At 75.5% G+C, this 16,639-nt stretch carries 19 protein-coding genes; 10 read left to right on the top strand and 9 right to left on the bottom strand.

Annotation, left to right across the window (positions count from 1 at the left end):
• Positions 1-62 precede the first annotated feature (62 nt).
• Both IPL61_20780 and IPL61_20775 read right to left on the bottom strand, forming a co-directional pair.
• Positions 63-911 carry an endo alpha-1,4 polygalactosaminidase gene (locus tag IPL61_20780; protein ID MBK9033667.1) on the bottom strand — a complete coding sequence of 283 codons (849 nt, stop codon included), beginning with the start codon at positions 909-911 and terminating at the stop codon, positions 63-65.
• A gap of 38 nt (positions 912-949) precedes the next feature.
• A complete protein-coding gene (locus IPL61_20775) occupies positions 950-1,354 on the bottom strand; it encodes a ferredoxin family protein (protein MBK9033666.1) in 405 nt (134 codons plus the stop codon).
• A gap of 123 nt (positions 1,355-1,477) precedes the next feature.
• On the opposite strand from IPL61_20775, the gene IPL61_20770 reads away from it, so the two are divergent.
• Positions 1,478-1,858, top strand: coding sequence for a hypothetical protein (locus tag IPL61_20770; protein ID MBK9033665.1), 381 nt, complete (start codon positions 1,478-1,480; stop codon positions 1,856-1,858).
• Between the two features lie 8 nt (positions 1,859-1,866).
• Positions 1,867-2,424 carry a hypothetical protein gene (locus IPL61_20765; protein ID MBK9033664.1) on the top strand — a complete coding sequence of 186 codons (558 nt, stop codon included), beginning with the start codon at positions 1,867-1,869 and terminating at the stop codon, positions 2,422-2,424.
• Between the two features lie 9 nt (positions 2,425-2,433).
• On the opposite strand, the gene IPL61_20760 is transcribed toward IPL61_20765, so the two are convergent.
• Positions 2,434-3,129, bottom strand: coding sequence for a hypothetical protein (locus tag IPL61_20760; GenBank protein MBK9033663.1), 696 nt, complete (start codon positions 3,127-3,129; stop codon positions 2,434-2,436).
• Between the two features lie 165 nt (positions 3,130-3,294).
• Between IPL61_20760 and IPL61_20755 the strand changes: the two genes are divergently transcribed.
• Genes IPL61_20755 through IPL61_20745 form a run of 3 tightly spaced genes read left to right on the top strand, consistent with a single transcriptional unit; the run spans position 3,295 to position 6,226 of the window.
• Positions 3,295-4,692: a DUF2252 family protein gene (locus tag IPL61_20755; protein ID MBK9033662.1), complete on the top strand. Its 1,398-nt coding sequence runs from the start codon at positions 3,295-3,297 to the stop codon at positions 4,690-4,692.
• The gene (locus IPL61_20750; GenBank protein ID MBK9033661.1) at positions 4,689-5,732 is read left to right on the top strand and encodes a hypothetical protein; all 1,044 of its coding nucleotides are present in this window, start codon (positions 4,689-4,691) and stop codon (positions 5,730-5,732) included. The genes IPL61_20755 and IPL61_20750 overlap by 4 nt, the downstream gene beginning before the upstream one ends.
• Before the next feature lie 11 nt (positions 5,733-5,743).
• Entirely contained in the window at positions 5,744-6,226 is a 483-nt protein-coding gene (locus IPL61_20745) for a lamin tail domain-containing protein (protein ID MBK9033660.1), read from the top strand.
• Between the two features lie 19 nt (positions 6,227-6,245).
• Here IPL61_20745 and IPL61_20740 read toward each other — a convergent pair whose 3' ends face one another.
• Complete coding sequence (locus IPL61_20740) at positions 6,246-7,904, bottom strand: hypothetical protein (GenBank protein ID MBK9033659.1); 1,659 nt, start codon at positions 7,902-7,904, stop codon at positions 6,246-6,248.
• A gap of 12 nt (positions 7,905-7,916) precedes the next feature.
• The gene (locus IPL61_20735) at positions 7,917-10,238 is read right to left on the bottom strand and encodes a DUF839 domain-containing protein (protein ID MBK9033658.1); all 2,322 of its coding nucleotides are present in this window, start codon (positions 10,236-10,238) and stop codon (positions 7,917-7,919) included.
• A gap of 213 nt (positions 10,239-10,451) precedes the next feature.
• Between IPL61_20735 and IPL61_20730 the strand changes: the two genes are divergently transcribed.
• Positions 10,452-10,766 (top strand): hypothetical protein, encoded by a 315-nt coding sequence (locus IPL61_20730; GenBank protein ID MBK9033657.1) that lies wholly within the window; start codon positions 10,452-10,454, stop codon positions 10,764-10,766.
• 270 nt (positions 10,767-11,036) lie between these two features.
• On the opposite strand, the gene IPL61_20725 is transcribed toward IPL61_20730, so the two are convergent.
• Positions 11,037-11,576 (bottom strand): inorganic diphosphatase, encoded by a 540-nt coding sequence (locus tag IPL61_20725; protein MBK9033656.1) that lies wholly within the window; start codon positions 11,574-11,576, stop codon positions 11,037-11,039.
• A 20-nt stretch (positions 11,577-11,596) separates the two neighbouring features.
• Positions 11,597-12,229 carry a methyltransferase domain-containing protein gene (locus tag IPL61_20720; protein MBK9033655.1) on the bottom strand — a complete coding sequence of 211 codons (633 nt, stop codon included), beginning with the start codon at positions 12,227-12,229 and terminating at the stop codon, positions 11,597-11,599.
• 64 nt (positions 12,230-12,293) lie between these two features.
• On the opposite strand from IPL61_20720, the gene IPL61_20715 reads away from it, so the two are divergent.
• Both IPL61_20715 and IPL61_20710 read left to right on the top strand, forming a co-directional pair.
• Positions 12,294-12,464, top strand: coding sequence for a hypothetical protein (locus IPL61_20715; protein ID MBK9033654.1), 171 nt, complete (start codon positions 12,294-12,296; stop codon positions 12,462-12,464).
• A complete protein-coding gene (locus tag IPL61_20710) occupies positions 12,464-13,126 on the top strand; it encodes a sterol desaturase family protein (GenBank protein ID MBK9033653.1) in 663 nt (220 codons plus the stop codon). The genes IPL61_20715 and IPL61_20710 overlap by 1 nt, the downstream gene beginning before the upstream one ends.
• On the opposite strand, the gene IPL61_20705 is transcribed toward IPL61_20710, so the two are convergent.
• Positions 13,065-13,811, bottom strand: a complete 747-nt coding sequence (locus tag IPL61_20705; protein MBK9033652.1) for a queuosine precursor transporter — start codon at positions 13,809-13,811, stop codon at positions 13,065-13,067. The two genes, IPL61_20710 and IPL61_20705, sit on opposite strands and share 62 nt — an antisense overlap.
• Before the next feature lie 79 nt (positions 13,812-13,890).
• On the opposite strand from IPL61_20705, the gene IPL61_20700 reads away from it, so the two are divergent.
• Positions 13,891-14,733 (top strand): DUF3105 domain-containing protein, encoded by an 843-nt coding sequence (locus IPL61_20700; protein MBK9033651.1) that lies wholly within the window; start codon positions 13,891-13,893, stop codon positions 14,731-14,733.
• A 246-nt stretch (positions 14,734-14,979) separates the two neighbouring features.
• On the opposite strand, the gene IPL61_20695 is transcribed toward IPL61_20700, so the two are convergent.
• Complete coding sequence (locus IPL61_20695) at positions 14,980-15,684, bottom strand: SOS response-associated peptidase (protein MBK9033650.1); 705 nt, start codon at positions 15,682-15,684, stop codon at positions 14,980-14,982.
• Between the two features lie 135 nt (positions 15,685-15,819).
• Between IPL61_20695 and IPL61_20690 the strand changes: the two genes are divergently transcribed.
• Entirely contained in the window at positions 15,820-16,566 is a 747-nt protein-coding gene (locus tag IPL61_20690) for a hypothetical protein (GenBank protein MBK9033649.1), read from the top strand.
• Positions 16,567-16,639: the final 73 nt, after the last annotated feature.

Genomic DNA, 16,639 nt, shown 5'->3' with positions numbered 1-16,639 from the left:
CAAGCCCCAATCCCCGCGCGATCGGTCGCCCGCCCCGAGGCGCGCTCAGCCCGCGCGCGCGCTCAACAGCCGTCGAACACGTAGCCGCTGGCGCCGCTCGGCACCAGGTCGCGATCGCGCAGCACGATCGACAGCTGCGGGAACCCGGCGCACCCGGCGGTGAACGCCGCGCGCCGGTACTCGATCACGTACACCTGCGCGCCGTAGGCGGCGGTGTAGACGTCGCACTCGTCGAACTGGTTGCACTCCTCGGCCACGACGAAGTCGGTGCCAAGCTCGGCCCGGCGCCCGACCAGCTCGGCCGAGTTCTTCTGCGCGATCGCCAGGCCGTGGCGGTGGGCCGCGGCCGCGAACAGCGCCATCGTCGCGACCGCGTCGTTCTCGACGATCAGCCCGCCCGAGCGCGCGAAGGTGTCGAGGTTGTCGATCTCGACCGCGTCGAACCCGGCGGCCGCGCAGCCGGCGATCCAGTCGCCCACGATCGCCGCCACCGCCGCGCGCTTGGTCGGCGTGCGGACGTCGATCAAGATCTCGTTCCAGTCGGCGTCGATGACCAGGTCGCCGTTGCCGTCGCGCAACATCAGCTCGGGGTGCTGGCTCGTCCAGAAGCCGACCTCGTCGGGCTGGATCTGGAAGCCGTTGACGTAGCAGATGTTGTACAGCCCGGCGGCCGGGGCCGCGGCGCGGTCGCGCGACAGCACGCGCACGTCCGCCGCGGGCGGGTAGGCCCCGCCCAGCTGGTAGTCGAGCCCGGCGTTGGCGGGCGGCAAGGCGATCGTCGGATCGGCGCCATCGCCGCCCGCCGCGTCCGCGGTCGCGGCGTCGGCGGGGCCGGCCTCGACCGGCTCATCCGCGCCACGCGGCGACGAGCACGCCGCCACGATGGCGAGCACGATCCAGCGTGGGCGCATGAGTCCGAAACTAGCACGCGGCCGAGCCGCGGCCCCGATCAGGGCGCGTCGAGCGACAGCGCGTCGATCTTGTTGTCTTCCTTGGCCGCTTCATCGGCGCCGGGCAGCGCCTTCTTCTGCTCGGTGATGTTGGGCCAGGCCGTCGCCCGGTCGACCGCCGCGGCCAGCGCCGCGGGCAGCGCCGACTTGTCGATCTCGCCGGCGGTCTTCACGCCGGTGACGAGGGCGTTGATGTCCTTGTAGACGGCCCACTTCGCCGGCAGCTCGCTCTCTTCGAAGATGGCCGTGGTCGGACACTCCGGCTCACAGGCACCGCAATCGATGCACTCGTCGGGGTTGATCGCGAGGGAGTTCTTGCCCTCGTAAAAGCAATCGACCGGACACACCGCGACGCAGTCGGTGTACTTGCACTTCACGCACGGGTCAGCGACGACGTAGGCCATGAACCTGCTCCTTGAGGCGGGCGACGCCAAGGTCGCCAGGTGCGTTCATAGCAGAGTTGCCCGGCCGTCTGCACGCGCTCGGGCGCATGGACGCACTGCCATGGCTCGGGCATGCTGCCGCAGATGCGCTCGCTCGCCCTGGCCGCCCTCGCCGTCGTCGCCTGCCAGACCGGGACCCCGGCCCCGGGCGCCGAACGCGGGTCAGGCCAGCCCGCCGGCAAGGCTGGCCCATCGGTCCCGCTGGTCGCGACCCTGACCCGGGCCGAGGCCGAGAGCCTGTGCAACGCCTTCGAGCGCTCGGGCGCGGCCGACGACACCGAGGCCAACCGCGGCTACCTGATCGCCAACTGGATGGCCAAGGAGATCGTCAGCGACACCGGCCGGGCCTGGCTGGTGAACTTCGCGCAGCTGGGCCAGGACAAGGCCGCGCGCCGGGACGCCCTCGCGCGGGTCGCCCGGGACGCCGGGCTCGCGGGGTGCCCGCTGACCTCGATGTGGGAGTAGCGTAGGCCATGCGCCGATCTCGCCTCGCCCTCGCCTGGATCACCCGGCTCGGGCTCGCCGCCCTGCCCGCCGGGCTCGCGCTCTCGACCGCGCCCGGGTGCGGGGTCAAGGATCCGCAGACCGTCAAGCTGACGATCGCGGCCGCGTCGATCACGATCGTCCAGGCCGACGGCGCGCGCCACGAGTTCGCGCTCGACGCCGGTGGCATGGTGACCGTCGACGGCAAGCCGTTCGGCAAGCTCTCCCGCGACGGCCGCCTGCAGGCCGGCACCGCGACCACGGTCCGGCTGACCAAGGACGGCAGCGTGCTGGTCCACGGCAACGTGTCGAACGTGCGCGTCAGCCCCGAGGCCGCGTTCATGCTCGACGGCGCCACCGCGCTGACGATCGACAGCGCCGGCCAGATCACCGGGCCGCTGCTCGCCGACATCGATCACCCGATGTTCAAGGCCGAGGGCGCGACCCTGACCTACGCCGGTCCGCCGGAGACGCGCCGCGCGCTCATGTTCGCGTTCGCCGCGGCGCTGACCTCGGCGCCCGCGCAGCCGGTGCCGGCGAACCCGTAGCCGGGCCGGCTACGCGACCCAGCGCTCGTCCCACGCCGGATCCGCCGAGGTCGGCCGCGGGGCCGCGAGCGACCGCAGCTCCGCGAGGCCGCGCGCCACCAGCGCGGTCGGCGCCTCGCCCGGGAACGCGTACATCGGCGCGCGCACGATCACGCCGGCCCGCGCTGGCGCGTGCCGATCGAACGCCGCCGCGACCGCGACGATCGGCGCGCCCGCCAGGCTCGCCAGCCGGACCAGCTCGTCGATCCCTGCGACCGCCAGGCTCGTGACCACCGGCCGCCCGGCCTGGAGCGCGGCCAGCGCGTGCCGGGTCGCCGCGACCGTCGACGTCGCGCCGTCGGCGACGTGGATGCCGAGCGCGGACGCGAGCCAGCGCGGCCCCGGCGCCCGCGGCAGCACCGCCGCCGCGTCGACGCCGGCCAGGATCGCCAGGTGCAGCCGCGGATCGTCGGCCGGCGTGATCACCAGGCACGCGCGCGCCGGGATCGCGCCGATGCGATCGACCGTGATGCCGTCGATCGCCAGCAGCTCGCCGATCGTCGTCGCGGGCGCGACCCGACGCGTGCGCACCAGCGCGGTGGCGCCGACGACGGCGGCGCGGAGCTGGCGGCTGCCGGCGCGCACGGCGCGCCCAGCGGCGACGACCCGGGCCAGGGTGGGGAACGCGCGGATCTGGGCGGTCTTCAAGGCGTGGACGCTCGACATCGACTACCTCCTGGTCGCCACGATGACCGCCGCGAGTGACCGGGCCACGGAGCCCGCGTGCCGCCTCGGCAACACCTCGCCGACCGCGGCGCCGCCAGCCCGGCCGCGCCGACAACGTCGCCGTCCGGACGCGCGGTCGTCACCGAGGGCGCCTGTACTGGGGCGATGTCGACGCCCCGCCCCGGCCTCGCGATCGCGCTGACGCTCGGCGTCGGGGTCGGCGTCGGCGTCGGCGCGTGCGCGGCGCCCGGCGACGACGCGCGGCGCGGGTTCGTGCTCGACGTGCTCACCCGCGACAACCAGCGCTGGCTCGATCGCGCGCCGGCGCTGGTGGCCGCCAAGTACCAGCGCATGGCGGCGCGCACGTTCGACTTCTTCCGCGGCTCGGCGGCGCTGTACTGGCGCGACGTCACGAGCGCGGGCCGCGGCGCCACGCCGTCGGCGTTCGCCGACGAGGCCGGGGCCTGGGTCTGGATCGTGGGCGACCCGCACCTCGAGAACCTGGGCACGTTCCGCCGGCCCGACGGCACGCGCTACGTCGACTGGAACGACTACGACGCGGCCACCCGCGGCCCGTGGTGGCTCGACCTGCGGCGCCTGTGCGGCGGGCTGGCGCTCGCGGCCGACGACGCCGCCGTACCGGCGCTCGCCGACACCCTGGTCGAGCTGGCCGCGACCGCCTACGCCGCCGAGATGGTCCGCCTGGCCGACGGCGGCGCGCCGACGCTCGAGACCCGCGGACCGGTGGTCGAGGCGCTGCTCGCCGACGCCGCCACCGCCGGCGCCGCCCAGGCCCGGCTGGCCGACTACACCCGGCTGACGCCCGACGGCGCGCGCGTGATGTTCTTCGGCGAGGTCGCGCCGCCGGCCGCCGACGGCAGCGCGGTCGACACGACCGTGCCGCTGACGACGAGCGAGCGCGCCGAGGTCGACGCGGTGATCGCGGGCTGGCGCACGACCGCGTCGACGCCGGCCGGGGCGCTGCTCGGCGTCAGCCGTCGGCTCGGCGCGGGCCTCGCCAGCTACCCGGCGCCCCGCTACTACGCGCTGTTCGCGGGCGCGACCGCCAGCGTCGACGACGATCTGCTGGTCGAGCTCAAGGAGGCTGGCCCGCCGCCGGTGCCCGCGCCGCCGCCGGCGGTCGCGCTCGGGGTCAGCGACGGCGCGCGCGTGGCGCTGGCGCAGCGGATCATGGGCGCGGCGCCCGACGGCGACGCGCTGCTCGGCAGCGGCGACCTCGGGCCGCGATCGTTCCGGCTGCGCGCCCGCAGCGGCGACTACCGCGGCGTCGAGCTGGCGGCGCTGGCCGACGACGCCGACGGGCTGCGCGAGCTGGCGGCGGTCGCCGGACGGCTGCTGGCCCAGGCCCACGCCCGGGGCCCGACCGTCGCGGGCGACGCCGCCGTCACCGCGATCGCGCCGCGCGTGCGCGGGCGGACCGCGGCGCTGGTGGCCGAGCTGGTGGCGGTCGCCGCCGCCGACGCCGCCACCGCGCGCGCGGACGCCGCGGGCTTCGCGGCCACGCTGGTCGAGGCCGGCCCGCTGGCGGGAGCGACGCCGTGATCCGCGCCGGCGTCGCGCTCGTCGCGCTGAGCGCCGCGTGCGCCGCGACCACGCCGGCGGCGCCCGCGGTGGCCGTGCGCGGACGCGCGGCGATCGACGCGACCGCGCTGGCCGAGCGCGCGGCGTCGACCACGACCACGCGCGTCGACCTCGAGCGCGCCGAGCTCGGCGGCGCCGCCACCGCCGACCACGCCTTCGGCGTCGCGACCCTCGAGGCGGTGCGCTCGGCGGCGCCGTCGAGCGCGATGGGCATCGACGGCGACTCGCTGGTGATCCGGATCCGCCACGCGGCGGTCGGCGGGCGCTGGCGCGGCCCCCGCGCGCTCACCGTCGAGGGCTCGCTCGGCGTCGTCCCCGACGCGTGGATCGCGATCCACGACGACGATCGCCCCCGCGCGCTCGGCCGGCCGCTGGTCGAGGACGCCGGCCTGGTCCTCGCCAGCGATCTGGCGCTGGGCGCCCGCGTCGCGCTCGGCGACACCCTCGCGCTCGCGGTCCAGGTCGGCAACGGCGAGGGCGCCCGCGACGTCGAGCGCAACCGCGGCAAGTCGACGACGGTGGTCGTCTCGGCCCGTCGGCAGGTCGCGCCGCTGGGCGAGCTCGCGGTCCACGGCTACGGGCGCGACGGCTCGGTCGGGCCGGGCTCGGCCCGCAGCCACCGCCTCGGCGGCGCGCTGGCCTGGCACCGACCGGGCGGCGCCGCCGCCAGCGTCGAGCTGGTGCGCGCCTGGGGCGTCGACGCGCAGGCCGACGCCACCGCGCTGGCGCTGTCGGCCTGGCTCGACGTGCCGCTGCCCGCGCGGCTCGGCGTCGCGGCCCGCGGCGATCGCCTGATCGTCGACGGCCCCACCACCTCGCTCGTCACCTGGCGGACCACCGCGGCCGGCTGGTACCGCCTCGCGCCCGGCGTGCGCGTCGAGCTGGCGCTCGAGCTCGAGCGCGCCGACGCCGACGCCGCGCCCCTCCCCGGCGCGGCCGGCGCCACCGACGCCACCCGCGGCCTGGTCCGCGCGTCTGGAACCTTCGAGGTCATCCCATGAGATCCACGCTCGTGTCCGTGCTCGTCACCCTGGCCGCCTGCAGCGAGGCCCGCTCGTCGCCCGACGCCGCGGTCACCGTCGACGCCGCCGCGGTCGACGCGGCGGAGCGGTGCCCGCTGGCGATCAACGAGGTCGCGCCGGCCGGCTTCCCCAACGACTGGTTCGAGGTCGTCAACATCTCGGCGGCGCCGGTCGACCTCGGCGGCTTCCGCTTCATCGACGAGGCCAACGATCCCACCACCACCGCGCCGCTGCCGCCGACGGTCCTGGCCCCGGGCGCGCGCCACGTGCAGGAGGTCAGCGACGCGCAGAACGGCTTCGGCCTCGGCGCCGGCGACGCGCTGTACCTGTACCGCACCGGCGCGACCGTGCCGTGCGACAGCGCCGACTGGGCCAGCGGCGACGCCCCCGACGGCAGCTCCTGGGCGCGCGTGCCCGACGGCACCGGCCCGTTCGCCACCGCCACGCCCGACACCCGCGGCGTCCCGAACTGACCGCGCGCGGCGGCGCCGATCACCAGGTCAGCAGCAGCCGGGCGTCGCGGTAGATCCGCCCCGACGCGTCCAGGCCGGTGTCGTCGTCGCGCACCTCGGCGTGGACGCGCGTGGCCGGCCGCAGCACCGCGTCGCGGCCGCGCCCGAAGCTCTGCTCGCGCACGACCGCGAGGTAGGCCTTGTCGAGCGCCAGCGCCCGCGCCCGGCTGGGCGTGAGCAGCCAGGCCAGGTCGCGATCGCCGCCGACCGCGGCCCGGGCCAGCGCGCGCTCGTCGAGCGCGCCGTCGGGGAAGAACCGCGCGAGCAGCTCGTCGTTGGCCCGGGTCTCGTCGCCGCCGCCGACCCGCCGGAAGTAGGTCGCGATCTCGGGCGCGGCGTGGCCGAGCTGGGGACGATCGACCAGCCCGCGGAGGTCCTGCGGCCGCCAGCCGGCCGCGCCCGGCACCTTGCGGGCGAACGCGAAGCCGTGATCGACGGTCACGCCGATCGCGCCGTGGCAGCCGAGGCACGCGCGGTGCTCCTCGTCGGTCTGCAGCCGCAGCCGCCCGCCGGCGTCCTCGATGAAGCCCTGGTACTGCCAGCCGAAGCCGTTGAGGAAGCCGACCTGCGCGTCGCCCTGGTAGCGCGGCGCCGTGCCCTCGCTCTGCTCGTCGGCCACCGCCGCGTAGGCCCGGGCCAGGCCCCAGTCGTCGAGCTGTTCGACCTTGCGGGCGTAGCGCAGCTCCTTCATGCGCGTGGCCATCGCGGTCGGCGCGTCGGGATCGAGGTAACGGACGCTGTGCAGGAGCTCGGCGCCCGGCGGGTACGCCTGCGCCACCACCGCGACGTCGGGCGCGCCGGCGTACGCGGGCGGCAGCCGGCGGATCCGCGTCGTCGCCGCCCCGAGCGCGCCGTCGCCGTCGAGATCGAACCCGAGCAGGCGCTCGTCGATCGCCTCGACCTCGCGATCGACCGCGCCGGTCGACGTCGGCGCGGTCACCGCCGCCTCGACCAGCGCCAGGTTGAGCCGATAGATCGCGCGCGCCCGCGCGGGATCGGGATCGCCTCGGAACCGCGCCGGCAGGCGGATGAACAGGTCGCTGGTCGAGCCGTTGGTCGGCCAGAACGCGCCCGGGAACGGCTGGAACCGCACCGCGCGCCAGCCGCTGCCGTCCCGGGCCAGGCCGTCGGCGTCGAACCCGCGCCCCAGGTCGAGATCGGGCCGGAAGCCCGGGTAGCTGGCCGGCGCGCGCGCCAGCGCCGCGACCAGCGGCTGGTAGTTGTCGGCGCGCACCCACGCCAGGATCGTCGCGTCGTCGATCGCCGCGATCGCCGCGCGCCGGTCGACGAACAGGTTGCGCCACGGGTTGGTGCGCGCGCGCTCGGGGAACGCGTAGGTCGCCTGGCGCTCGCCGTCGTCGAAGCGCGTCCGCCCGCGACCGTCGGTGTGACACACCCAGCACGGGTTCGAGGTCCCGTCGGTGCGCGTGAAGCACATCGGCGGGATCGCCGCGTCGAGGTTGTCGACCGCGCCGGCCCGGGCCTGCGCCACCGCCAGCGGGTCGTAGCGCTCGACGATGACGCGGTCGGCGGCGCCGACGGCGCCCGCGTCCGCCGACTCCCCGCACCCGCTCGCGGCCGCGGCCGCACCGAGGACCGCGAGCAGGGGCCCGCCCAGCTGCGCGCGTGTGGTCATCATGGGCGCACGTCCTCAGCGCGCCGGCCAGCTCGAGTGCTGATCCTCGCCCGGGTGCTGCACGCTCAGGAACAGCGAGCCCATGCCGGCCGAGAACGCCGGCCCGGTGGCCTCGGCGTCCGACGGCACCGCCGCGACGCGGAACGCGCGGCCGAAGGTCGGCGTCGCGGTCGTCCGATGCGCGGGGTCGAGATCGAGGTAGTACAGCCCGTCGGCCGAGCGCCGCTGGCTGGTGCCGAAGTTGCCGTCGGTGCCGAACCACACCCCGCCGTCGCGGTCGATCACGATGTTGTCGGGGTTGGCCGCGTCCCACGGGCCGCCGCCGTCGGAGCCGGCGAACACCTGCCAGTAGCTGAAGGTCGCCGACGTCGCCGGCGCGCCGGGCGCGACCTCCTGGATCGCGAAGATGCCGCCGACCTTGTCGCCGCGGTTGGGCGAGTCGGCGGCGTGGGTCGCGGCCGGGAACACGCGCCCGGCCCCGTCGAGCGCGACCTGGCGATCGTGGTTGGTGAACGCGACGTACAGGCGCGGCGTGCCCGACAGATCGCGCGGGTTCCACTCGATGTCCTCGGGCCGGTTCAGCTCCATGACGCCGATCTTCAGCGCCGCGGTGAACAACGACTTGCGCAGGTCGGTGGCGGTGGCGTAGCCGCCCAGGCCGTTCCAGCTGGTGTCGGCCAGGGCCGCGCCGACCGTGCGGGTCGCGTCGCCCAAGGCGGCGGCGTTGGGCGCGAGGTCGGTCGAGGTCAGCGACAGCTCGATCCAGCGACCCGCGCCGGGCGCGGCCTCGGTCGGGGTCGCGCCCGACGCCAGGCGCCGCCCGTGCGCGTTGTCGAGGCCGGCGAAGTGCGCGACGTAGAGCGTGCCGTCGTCGAGCAGCGCCCGGGTCTGGGCCTTCGACATGCCGGCCGCGTAGGGCTGGCGCGACACGAACTTGAAGATCTGGCCGCCGCGGCGATCGTTGCCGGCGTAGAACACCACCGGCTGGCCGGGCACGAGCTTCCAGTCGGCGCCGACCGCGAAGGTCGCGTTCTCCCAGCTGGCGCGCCCGACGACGCCGAGCTTGCGGTGGCCGTCGCCCGCGGTGACCTTGCCGTAGTACTCGTCGGCGGCCAGGCCCGGGTCGATCTCGACCAGGAAGCCGGAGCCGTCGCGCGGGTGCGAGGCGTTGGCGTCGGGGCTGACGAAGTCGCCGGTGCTCGACGGCGCGGTCGTGTAGGTGATCGCCGCGCCGGGATCGAAGCCCTGGCCGGCGACGAAGCGCTGGCTCGAGGTCCACGCGGTCTCGAGGTCGCCGTAGCTCGACGCGACGTTCTCCTCGGCCGACAGGATCGTGCCCCACGGCGTCACCGCGCCCGAGCAGTTGCCCTGCATCCCGGCGACGACGTCCTCGGGCAGCGGCGCGCCGACGTCGTCGTGGTCGGCCGTGACGTCGAGGCCGGTGACCTTGACGAGCGTCGCGTCGGTCGCGTCGTAGCGCCGGGCCGACCGCGCGCGGTCGAGGCTCCAGGAGCCGGTCGCGGGGTCCTTGACGATGTGCATCCACGAACCGCCGACCTGCTTCTTGTACTCGTCGACGTACGCGATCAGATCCTGCGTCGACCAGGTGCTGGCCGTGGGCGCCCCGACGATCGCGCCCCAGTACGACAGGAAGCGCGCGAACACGAGGTGCTGACCGAGCGGCGCGGCCGAGGCCTTGGGCCGTGAGTTCGAGATGTACTCGTGGTTGACCCACAGCCACGCCGACGTGTCGCTGCCCTGCCAGTAGGGCGTGCCGGCGGCGGCCCAGCCGTCGCCGAGGTACGCGACGTAGTCGGCGTTGGCGCCGAACCGCGGCGTCACCGTCGCACCGGTCATGTTGTCCCAGGTCAGCGGGTCCATCCACTTGGCGACCACCTCGGGCACGAGGCCGCGGATCGCGCGGAGCGTGTCGGTCGAGGCCGCCGCCAGCGGGAACTCGAGATCGGCGGGCAGCGTCCCGTCCCCGGTGCGGCGCACCAGCGCCTTGACGTAGTCGGCGATGTTGGCGGCGCCGGTGTTCGCGGCGTCGCAGTAGCCGAGCGCGACCACCGCCGACAGCGGCGCCGCCGCCGGCACGCCCTCGATCGTCGTGGTCGAGGTGCCGCCGAGCGGACACGCCGGCCCGTTCATGCCGTCGGTGCCGGGCGTGCCGGGCGTGCCGGGCGTGCCGGGCGTGCCGGGCGTGCCGGGTGCGCCAGGCGTGCCGGGGGCGCCGGGCGTGCCGGGCGCGCCGGCGGGGCCCTCCTGGGAGTTGTCGCCACAACCGCCGGTCGAGGTGACCAGCGCCGCCATCATCAATACAGTTCCAGTTCGCATGGATGCTCCTTTGGTGCGCGCCACCATCGCCAGCGTCCGTGACCGCGCGATGCGCCGCGCGCAACGCTTCGGCCGCGCGCGTGTCGCGCCCACCGAGGCCGGTTCGATGTCATCGCCGCGTGACCAGCCCGAGCCTGACCCGCGACCGCGCCGCCACGCACGCGACGCTTGGTCACCTGGCGCCGGCCGGATCAACGACTACGTTGGCTGCGCATGGCCCAGATCGTCTACTGGCGGCGCGAGCTGCCACCCCTGTCACAGCAGATCGAGGGCGAGCACGAGGCGCTCGCGACCAGCGAGCAGGTCCACGCGTCGTGGGCCGACCGCGACGCCCTGTGGCACCGCTGCTACCTCAGCCTGGCCGCCGCGGCCGAGCGCCGGATCGCGCAGGAGGTGGTCCGGCTCGGCGGCAGCTGCGCGCACGTCGTCAGCGAGCAGGTCACGACCAAGCGCGACGACGCCAACGAGACGATGTGGCTGGTCGGGCTGTACCGGTTCGTGATGTACGTCGCCCCGCCCGCGCCGTGACCCGCGGCGTCCGCCGACGTGACCGGCACTGCGGGCCGTCGACCGGCCCGCGCCGTGGCCAGCGGCTGCGCGGCGTCAGCCCGCCCGCGCCGTGCCCGCGGCGTCCGCCGACGTGACCGGCACTGCGCGCCGTCGACCGGCCCGCGCCGTGGCCAGCGGCTGCGCGGCGTCAGCCCGCCCGCGCCGTGACCCGCGGCGTCCGCCCGACGTCCTGCCCGGCGCCAACCGGCCAGCGCCCTGCCCGGCGCCAGCGCCGCGCCGTGTCCGGCGTCAGCCCTTCTTCCACGCCGACCGGCCGCGGTACGCCGCCAGCGCCGCGCGCATGACGTCGAGCGCCTCGGCCCGGCTGTACGGGCGGTCGACCTCGGAGGTCTTGCCCTCGAGGATCTTGTAGTCGCGGAAGAACCGGTCGAGCTCGACCACGAGGTGCGGCGGCAGCTGCGACGCGTCGGTGTAGTGGTTGAACGCCGGGTCGTCGATCGCGACCGCGATGATCTTGTCGTCCTCGCCCTTGTCGTCGCGCATGCGCAGGCCGCCGATCGCGCGCGCCCGCACGATCGTCAGCGGCACCACCGGCTCCTGCATCAGCACGAGGATGTCGAGCGGGTCGCCGTCGTCGGCGTGCGACTGCGGGATGAAGCCGTAGTTCGCCGGGTAGTGCACCGACGAGTACAGCACGCGATCGAGCATGAGCATGCCGGTGGTCTTGTCGATCTCGTACTTGAGCTTGGAGCCCTTCGGGATCTCGATCACCCCCGGGACGAAGTCCTCGATCGCCGGCGGGACCATGATGTCGTGCAGGGGGTGCATGACCGAACTGTACCGCGGCGCTACGGCGCGACCGCGACGCCCTGGTAGGTGAACGACGTCAGCTGCCGGCCCTCGGGCGCGTGGCCGGTCTCGAGCGTCGTCAGCTCGAACCCGGCGGCCCGCAAGAGCGCGGCGATGTCGCGGTCGAGGTGGCAGTTGCCGCCGATCGTCCGCCACGCCGGGGTCAGGCGGCGCTGCCACTGCTGGGTGCCCGGCCGGTCCGAGCGGCCGTGCTCGACGAAGTAGAGCGGCGCGCCCGGGCGCAGCACCCGCCGGACCTCGGCCAGCGCCTGGGCCGGGTCGGCCACGCTGCACAGCGTGTACGACACCACCGCGCTGTCGAACCGGGCCGCGTCGAACGGCAGCCGCTCGGCCGCGGCCTCGACCAGCTCGACCGGGACCGGCGCGTCGGCGACCCGGGCGGCGGCCCGCGCCAGGAGCTTCACCGACGGATCGATCCCGACCAGCCGGGTCACGCGCGCCGGGTCGTAGAACGCCAGGTTCAGCCCCGAGCCGACGCCCAGCTCGAGCACCTCGCCCGCGGCCTGCGGCACCCAGCGCTTGCGCTCGGCCAGGATCGTCGTGCTGCGACACGCCTTCTCGACCAGCCACGGCAGCACGCGGTCATCCCAGGCTCGTCCGACGAAGCTCATGGCCGAGGTATGGCACGAGCGCGCCGGCTGGGAATGGCCCGCGCCGGTGGCGCGTTGGCGCAGGATGGCGAGTGACCCGGTCGAGCCCCCCGCGGGCCAGGCCCCCGAGCCCCCCAGCGCGATCGGCACCCTGCTGCGGGAGGCCATGCTGGCCGTCGTGGTCATGCTGGCCGTCGCGCTGATCCTCGTGGTCGGCGTCGGCGTCCTCGCTGGCTTCGGCGCGGACGACTACTGATGCGGCCGGCCACGTTCGTCGTGGCCTGGCTGGCGTGGCTGGCGCTGGGCACGCTGATCGGCCGCGGCCTCGAGGGCCGCGCGCCCTGGACCGGCGGCCTGGCCGGCGCGGCGCTGCTGCTCGGGGTCGACGCCGCGCTCATCCGGACGATCCACGCGCTGGTCCCGGTGGCGCCGGCGACCGGCGCGCTCCGCATCGTCGCGGCGGTGCTCGCGATCGAGCTCGCGCTCTACGCGGTCCACCGGGCCATGCACGCGAGCCCGTGGCTGTGGCGGTGGCACCGCCTGCACCACGCGCCGACGCCGCTGCGCTGGCACCGCGCCTGGCAGCTGCACCCGATCGACGCGGCGCTGTTCGCGCTGACGATCGCCGGCGCGACCTGGCTGGTCGGCGGCACGGTGTTCGCGGCCGCCGTGGTCGTCGCGCGCCGGCTGTGGACGGTCGTCCTCCACGCCGCCCGGCGCTGGCCCGCCAGCGCGGCCGATCGCTGGCTGGCGACGCCGGCGTTCCACCACCGCCACCACGACGAGGCCGCGCCCGCGGCCAACTTCGCCAGCACCCTGGCCGTGCTCGATCGCCTCGGCGGCACCTGGGCCCCGGCTACAGATCGCCCGAGGCGACCGACGCCGGCAGCGGCGCCACGTGCCAGACCCGCTCGATGAGCCCGTGCAGCGCGTAGATGATCGGCGTCACCAGCACCGCCACCGTCACCTTCACCACGTACGACGTGATGATGATCGTCGTGATCGTGTCGAACGACATCGGGCTGCGGTGCACGAACGGGAAGCCGGCGCCGTAGTCGAAGCCGAACGCGATCCAGACGATCAGCACCGTGTCGATCATCTGCGAGACCGCGGTCGAGCCGGTCGCGCGCAGCCACAGGAACCGATCGCCGGTCGCCCGCTTGACCAGGAAGAACACGCCGATGTCGACGTACTGCGCGGTCAGGAACGCGAACATCGACGCGATCTGGATCGTGACCGCGTTCATGAAGACGTTGTCGAACGCGAACGGCGTCATGTTCGACTTGCCCCAGTTGGGATCGGTGAAGGCCGGCGGGAACCACGCCGCCTGGTTGGCGAGCTGGATGATCAGCACGGTCAGGCCGATCATCGAGAAGCCCAGGAGCGTCACCCGGCGCGCGGTCTTGCGGCCGTAGAACTCGTTGATCAGGTCGGTGATGATGAAGGTCAGCGGGAACGGGATCTCGCCGACCGAGATGATCCAGTCGCGCCCGAACACGTGCACCTCGGTCAGCTTGCCGCCGATCAGGTTGCCGACGATCAGGCAGGTCAGGAACACCCCGACCAGCGTCATGAACATGGTCATCCGAGCGTCGAGCTTCATGCCGGGCGACTATCGCACGGGCCGGTCGCGCGGCGGGCAGGCCCCCGGGCGCGAGCGCGCGCTTGACTCGGACCGTCGGGTGGTCGAGCCTCCGGCGATGGCCTTCCGGACCTTGCTCGTCGGGATCGCGGGCGCCGCGGCGTGCGCGCTCGGAGCGTGCGGCGACAACCTGCACGAGCGCGCCGACGACCTCGACGCCGCCGGGGCCGACGCGACGGTGATCGACGGCGCGGCCATCGACGCCACGGCCGGCGACGCCACCGACGACGGGCCCGCGCCCGACGCGCCCGGCGACCTCGACGGCGGCAACCTCGACGGCGGCGACCTCGACGCGCCCGACGGCGGCGACCTCGACGGCGGCGACCTCGACGGCGGCGGGCCCGACGGCGGCGACCTCGACGGCGGCGCGCCCGACGGGCCCACGTGCACGACCTCCATCGCCAGCGCCGCGCTCGCGCCCGGGATCCACGTCGCGCAGTGCACGCCGATCACCTACGCCACCAACCCGCCGACCTCGGGCCCGCACTACCCGCTGTGGGCGCGCTTCAAGGCCTACGCCGATCGCGTGCCGCGCGGCTTCTGGGTCCACAGCATGGAGCACGGCGCCGTGGTCGTGACCTACAACTGCCCCGCCGGGTGCGCCGCCGAGCTGGCCGCCCTCGACGCGTTCCTGGCCGCGCGCCCCGCCGACCCGCTGTGCGTCCCGCCGCTGCGCAACCGCTTCATCGTCACGCCCGATCCGCTGCTCGACACCACGTTCGCCGCCAGCGCCTGGGGCTGGTCGCTGCGCTCCGACTGCTTCGACCTGCCCGCGCTCGGCGCGTTCATCGACGCGCACTACGGCCAGGCGCCCGAGGACTTCTGCAGCGACGGCTTCGATCCCACCGCGCCCGGCAGCGGCGTCCCCGCCGACTGTCCGTAACTCGGACCTGGCCGCGGCGCGTGCGGTGCGCGCGATCGATCCGCGCCGGCGCGTCCGGTGACGATCGCGTCGCGGGCCGCGGTCGCCGAGGTGCGCGATCAGTCCGCCGCCGCGCCGTGTTCGACGCGCGAGCTGTCGAGCCAGCGCGGCGCCGCGGTCGCCGAGGTGCGCGATCAGTCCGCCGCCGCGCCGTGCTCGACGCGCGAGCTGTTGAGCCAGGCGGCGCGCGGTCGCCGAGGTGCGCGATCAGTCCGCCGCCGCGCCGTGTTCGACGCGCGAGCTGTTGAGCCAGCGCGGCGCCGCGGTCGCGGTCCAGCCCGCCAGCGTCGACGGCGCCAGCAGGTCGGCGAGGCCGTCGAGCGGCGCGCCTGGATCGAGCCAGCGCGCGCGGTCGGCGGGCTCGATCACCGCCGGCTGGCGCTCGTGGATCGGCGCCACCAGCGCGCTGGCCGCGGTCGTGATGATCGCCAGCTCGGTGACCTCGACGCCGTCGCGCCGGGCGAGCCGCGCCACCGCGCCCAGCGTGATCGCCGGGCCGTCCTCGTCGGGCGCGATCCGCACCGGCGCGCGCCCGGCGCCGACGTCGCGCCACTCGTAGAAGCCGTCGGCCACCACCAGGCAGCGCGCGGTCGCCAGCGTCTTGCCGAACAGGCGGCTCGTCGCCAGGGTCTCGGCCCGGGCGTTGATCACCGGCGCCAGCGACGGCCCGCGCGGCGGCGCCAGCACGCCCCAGCGCGCCAGCGTCAGCCGCGGCGCGCCCTCGATCAGCACCACCGCGCGCACCGGCTGGGTCGGCGCCACGTTCCACCGCGGCGCCCACCACGACGTCAGCCCCGCCGGCATGCCCGGCGCCATCGCCAGCACCCCCGCCACCGTCGCGTCGTCCACCAGCGCCGCCTCGATCGCGTCGATCAATGGCGCCGCGCGCGTCGAGGGATACCGGCCGCACATGGTCGCCATGCTAGCTCCCGCGGCGGCGCGCGCCGGGAGTCGCGGGCAGATCTTCGGGCCGGGCGGATCGCGGCTGGCGCCCGCGGCGGCCACGCCGGTCAGATCATCGGCCGCGGTCGCGCGTCTGTTCGGTTCATGACGCCCGCCCTCCGCCGTTCGCTCCTCCTGGCCGCCCTGGCCACCGTGGCCGCCCTGGCCGCCGCACCGTCCACAGCCAGCGCCTGCGACTGCGCCGGCCCCAACACCGTCGCGTCGGCCCGGGGCCGCCTCGGCGTGGTCGCGCTCGGCCGCGCAGTTGAGGTGAAGTCGGCCGGCCGTGGGCGCGCCGCGATCACCTTCCATGTCACCCAGGCCTGGCAGGGCGCCACCGCTGGCGCCGACCTCGCGCTCGAGGTCGATGCCTCCGACTGCGGCTTCCAGCTGCTGCCCGGAGACGAGGCGCTGATCTACGTCCCGCTCAAGGGGCTGGTCGGCGGCTGTCGCGGCGACGACACCGCTCGCGTCGTCACGGGCGCCGCCATCGCGGCCGACCTGACGGCCCTCGGCCCGGCGTCGAGCGCGGCGATCGCGGGCGCCAGCGTGCCGCTGGTCGTCGCCGGCGACCTGATCATCGCCGAGGGCAAGGTCGACGTGGCGTTCGACGGCGGCCGGCCGTCCTTTCGCGTGCGCGTCGCCAAGGCCCAGCGGGGCACGCACGTCGGCGAGGTGCTCAACGTGACCACCGCGGTGGGGGCCTGCGGCCAGGCGCTGCCGGTGCGCATGACCGACCGCGTGACCGTCCGCGCCCGCCGCATCGGCCCCGCCGCCGCGCTGTCGCCGGTCATGATCTCCCCGTGCCTGCCCGACACCCTGGTCAAGGTGACGCCGCGCCGACGGCGATGAGCGTCAGGCGTCGAACGTGAACACGGCAAGCTCGACCGGCTCGTCGGGTGAGGGCCGTCGCGCGCAGCGGGCA

It is taken from the genome of Myxococcales bacterium, assembly GCA_016717005.1.
GTDB lineage: Bacteria > Myxococcota_A > Polyangia > Haliangiales > Haliangiaceae > UBA2376.
The sequence above is the reverse complement of the archived record's forward strand: the minus strand, read 5'-3'. Positions and strand labels throughout refer to the sequence as shown.